At 62.9% G+C, this 3,173-nt stretch carries 4 protein-coding genes; 3 read left to right on the top strand and 1 reads right to left on the bottom strand.

Annotated elements, in window-relative coordinates; all coding sequences use genetic code 11:
• Positions 1-227: 227 nt before the first annotated feature.
• Positions 228-800 (top strand): GTP cyclohydrolase I FolE, encoded by a 573-nt coding sequence (folE, locus tag NEI07_RS16415; protein WP_256036022.1) that lies wholly within the window; start codon positions 228-230, stop codon positions 798-800.
• An 11-nt stretch (positions 801-811) separates the two neighbouring features.
• Here folE and leuB read toward each other — a convergent pair whose 3' ends face one another.
• Complete coding sequence (gene leuB / locus NEI07_RS16410; protein ID WP_256036019.1) at positions 812-1,921, bottom strand: 3-isopropylmalate dehydrogenase; 1,110 nt, start codon at positions 1,919-1,921, stop codon at positions 812-814.
• Between the two features lie 244 nt (positions 1,922-2,165).
• On the opposite strand from leuB, the gene NEI07_RS16405 reads away from it, so the two are divergent.
• Positions 2,166-2,645: a hypothetical protein gene (locus NEI07_RS16405; RefSeq protein ID WP_256036017.1), complete on the top strand. Its 480-nt coding sequence runs from the start codon at positions 2,166-2,168 to the stop codon at positions 2,643-2,645.
• A gap of 166 nt (positions 2,646-2,811) precedes the next feature.
• A partial coding sequence (gene secG, locus NEI07_RS16400; protein WP_256036014.1) for a preprotein translocase subunit SecG occupies positions 2,812-3,173 on the top strand: 362 nt, incomplete at its 3' end.

The raw sequence follows: 3,173 nt of genomic DNA, 5'->3' as shown, positions 1-3,173 counted from the left end.
GTCCGCTCGGCTTCGTTAAGCGCACGGTGAACAGCGTCGGCTCAGCGATCGGCCTCGGGCGCTGAGCCGAGAACGGCTCCATTCGAAACGCCGACGCGCCCCGCGCCGGCGTTTTTTCTTTTTGGCGAATGGAGCGGGCAGTGGCCTTTGCCAAACGCTCTAGCCTGTGACTTTATCCAGCGACGGGGCGGCGCGATCCGTCCCGACGATCCTGGAGAGCTGAAGGCATGGCCAAACCCACCCAAGCTGACGCAGAAGCGGCCGTGCGGGTTCTCATCGAATGGGCGGGAGACGATCCTAGTCGCGAGGGGCTGATCGACACGCCGGAGCGCGTGGCGCGTTCCTATCGCGAGCTTTTCGCTGGCTATGAGACCGATCCGCGCGACTATCTCAAGCGCACCTTCGACGAGGTCGGCGGCTATGACGAGCTCGTGGTCCTCAAGGACATCCGAGTCGTCAGCTTCTGCGAGCATCATATGCTGCCGGTGACGGGCCGCGCGCATGTCGGCTATCTGCCGAACAATCGCGTGGTCGGCATCTCAAAGCTCGCCCGCGTCGTGCATGGTTTCGCGCGAAGGCTGCAGATTCAGGAAAAGCTCACCGCCGAGATCGCCGAGGCGATCCAGGATATTCTGGAGCCGCAGGGCGTCGGCGTCGTCATCGAGGCGGAACACAGCTGCATGACGCTGCGCGGGGTCAACACCACGGGGTCGCTGCTGACGACCAGCCGCCTATTGGGCGTCATCCGCGACGACCCGCGCACCCGCGAGGAATTCCTCGGCATGGTGCACGGGAAGTAAATCGCGCGGAGCTAAGACAGCGTCGTCTTCAGCTCAGCGACGATCGCGTCGCCCATCTCTTTCGTTGAGACGGTCGAGGGCGCGTCGCCCTTGATGTCGGCCGTGCGCAGGCCCTTGGCCAGCACATTGGCGATCGCCGCGTCGATGGCGTCGGCGGCTTTCGGCAGATCGAAGCTGTAACGCAGGGCCATGCCGAGCGAACCGATCATGGCGATCGGATTGGCGATGCCTTTGCCGGCGATGTCGGGCGCCGAGCCGTGGCACGGCTCATACATCGCATGGCGCTTGCCCTTTTCATCCGCGGCGCCGAGCGAGGCCGACGGCAACATGCCGAGCGAGCCGGTGAGCATCGCGGCCTCATCCGACAGCATGTCGCCGAAGAGATTGTCGGTGACGACGACGTCGAACTGCTTGGGCCAGCGCACGAGCTGCATCGCAAGCGCGTCGGCGAGCATATGTTCGAGCGTCACGTCCGAATATTCGCGCTTATGCAGCGCGGTGATGACCTCGCGCCACAGATAGCCCGACTTCATCACATTCGACTTCTCGGAAGAGGTCACCTTGTTCCCGCGCTTGCGCGCCATCTCGAAGGCGACCCGGCCGATGCGCTCGATCTCATAGGTCTCGTAGACCTGCGTGTCGACGGCGCGTTTCTGGCCATTGCCGAGATCGGTGATCTCCTTGGGTTCGCCGAAATAGACGCCGCCCGTCAATTCGCGCACGATCATGATGTCGAGGCCGTCGACGATGTCGCGCTTCAACGAAGAAGCGTCGGCCAGCGCGGCGTAGCAGATCGCCGGGCGCAGATTTGCGAAAAGACCCAGATCCTTGCGCAGGCGCAGCAGGCCGGATTCGGGACGCAACTCATAAGGCACGCCGTCCCATTTCGGCCCGCCGACGGCGGCGAGCAGCACGGCGTCGGCGTCAAGCGCGCGCTTCATGTCATCTTCGCTGATGGCTTGCTTATGCGCGTCATAGGCCGCGCCGCCGACGAGTCCCCGCTCGACCTCGAAGCTTGCGACGCCCGCTTCGTTCAGAAGGGCGAGAACTTTTTCGGCCTCGGCGGAAATTTCCGGACCGATGCCGTCGCCCGGCAGGAGCAGAAGCTTGTAAGCGGCCATGAATGCCTCGTCGTCGGCGTTGAACTCGCGTCGTCAATAGAGCGCGCGACAAGGCGACGCAACCGCGCGAAATCTCTTTAGGTCGTGCGACAATTCGCCCGCCGCGCCGCCCTTGCCGCAGCGCGTTAAGCCGTGCAGCTTGAAAAATGTCAAACGCAAGGGGGCTTCGCGCGAGACGCGTCAATCAACGAGCGACGTCGGCGAGAAGCGATGCGCAGGCTGTGCGCAGTTGGGAGACGCAAAGATGAAGAGCTATAGAACCATCGTGCATATCATGGCGCTTAGCCTGTTCGGCGCCCTCGCCGGCGCCGCGCCCGCCAACGCCTTCTGCCTCGTCAATTGCGAGCCCAAGCCCGACGACGCGAAGAAGGTCTTCGAAAATCTCATCAAGAAGAAATTCGACAAGGACGCGGTGATCGAGGACTTCAAAGTCACGCGCTTCTGGCCGCTCGACGTGGAAGGGGCCGGTCACGCCGGCTATGAGTTCTACTACACCGCGAAGGTGCGCTTCCCGAACGGCGCCAATCTCGAATGCAAGCCGGAGGGCGGCGCGGTGAAGCCCGGCTGTTCGGACAATACGAGCTATTATTCGACGACGATCCAGAACCAGATGATCAAGGACAAGCAATATATCGAGCCGGGCAAGGTCATCGAGTTCAAGGACGAGACCCGCTTCGACGAAGAAGGCTCGAAGTGGAAGGGCCAGGACGGCAATTTTTATTGAGCCGCGTCCACGACGCTGACGATCGCGAGCTGCGAGGCTCGCGATTCTTCGTTTAGATGGCTGATCGCAGGGTCTTATCCCCTTCCTTGCGCGTGACGCTTGGTGTAAAAGGCCGCCCAACGGATTGCGCGTCGAGCGCGGCTCAGGCGCGGCTGGAAGGGTGCACATGCAGCAGGTCATTATCGCGATCCACCTGATGGTGGTCACGGCGCTCGTCATTCTGGTGCTTTATCAAAAGTCGGAGGGCGGCGCGCTCGGCATGGGCGGCGGCAGCGGCGTTTTCACCGGCCGCGGCCAGGCCAATGCGCTCACCCGCGCCACGGGCATTCTCGCGACGATCTTCTTCATCACCAGCATCGCGCTGACCGTGCTGCCGGCCTGGGAGCGGCGCAGCGAGGGCGGCGACGATTGGACCAAGGCGCTTGATCCAGGATCGATCCAGATCAAGCAGCTTCCCAAGACCGAAGGCAAGGGCGAGCAGGCTGCGCCGGAAAAAGCGCCTGAGCCCGGCAAGGACAGCATTTTCGA

Source organism: Methylocystis suflitae (genome assembly GCF_024448135.1).
GTDB classification, from domain to species: Bacteria; Pseudomonadota; Alphaproteobacteria; order Rhizobiales; family Beijerinckiaceae; genus Methylocystis; species Methylocystis suflitae.
Note: the sequence above shows the minus strand (reverse complement) of the source record. Positions and strands in the feature narration are given on the sequence as shown.

Excerpts from the sequence above, each read along its gene's own strand:
- folE (WP_256036022.1), top strand. The coding sequence starts at position 228 with ATGGCCAAACCCACCCAAGCTGACGCAGAAGCGGCCGTGCGGGTTCTC.
- leuB (WP_256036019.1), bottom strand. The coding sequence starts at position 1,921 with ATGGCCGCTTACAAGCTTCTGCTCCTGCCGGGCGACGGCATCGGTCCG.
- NEI07_RS16405 (WP_256036017.1), top strand. The coding sequence starts at position 2,166 with ATGAAGAGCTATAGAACCATCGTGCATATCATGGCGCTTAGCCTGTTC.